Genomic DNA, 652 nt, shown 5'->3' with positions numbered 1-652 from the left:
GCTGGAATCAGGCTACCTCAAACACGGCCTTTGGACGCATCGCAGTTTAAAATCCAAGTCTCCCCTCAAAGCCCCATTCGGGGCTTTGGTCGTTTATAAGGCTCAAGCCAATTCCTGCATCTGCATCGTAGTTTGCTGCAAACGATGGGCGAAAGGCTCCAGCAGGCAATACACCTGCTCGCATTCCAGCGTGTCTAGATTGGACTGCTCCAGCATGTTCGTCAGCGCCGACAAGGCGGTGCTGACTTGATTGAATTCCAGGCTGAGCAGATGAAGGCTGTGATCGAAGTGCTGGCAGGATTGGTTGAGCTGCCGCAACAGCGGGTCAATCAGGTGGAGCGTGGCATGTGGAGACAGACGTGTGGCAAGGTTGGCAGACCGGCACGGCCATACGGTGCTCTCGTAGGGTGCGACACCCGGCTATAAGTTCCTCCATTTGTGAGCTTAGCCGGCGGGCGTCGCGCCGCGAATGCAGGGCGGCTACTCCCATCTGCGCTACAACGTCGACGGTCATTTGGTCGAAGCGCGCGACGAAGCCAAGAACCGCAGCCTCCGCTACGTCAACAACGCCCAGGGCCTGGTGCTCAAGCGCGAGGAAATCGCCAGCGGCAGCACCTACAAACGGCAGGACTACTACTACCTGGACGGCAAG

General features: G+C 58.1%; 2 protein-coding genes. One reads left to right on the top strand and one right to left on the bottom strand.

Going from position 1 to position 652, the window contains the following annotated elements; all coding sequences use genetic code 11:
- Nucleotides 1–102 precede the first annotated feature (102 nt).
- Nucleotides 103–318, bottom strand: coding sequence for a hypothetical protein (locus LQT98_RS23395; RefSeq protein ID WP_231465604.1), 216 nt, complete (start codon nt 316–318; stop codon nt 103–105).
- Nucleotides 319–469: 151 nt separating this feature from the next.
- Here LQT98_RS23395 and LQT98_RS23390 point away from each other — a divergent pair.
- Nucleotides 470–652: hypothetical protein (locus LQT98_RS23390; protein ID WP_231465602.1), on the top strand; the 183-nt coding region annotated here is incomplete at its 3' end.

Origin of the sequence: Chromobacterium aquaticum (assembly GCF_021129195.1) — a bacterium.
GTDB lineage: Bacteria > Pseudomonadota > Gammaproteobacteria > Burkholderiales > Chromobacteriaceae > Chromobacterium > Chromobacterium aquaticum.
Note: the sequence above shows the minus strand (reverse complement) of the source record. Positions and strands in the feature narration are given on the sequence as shown.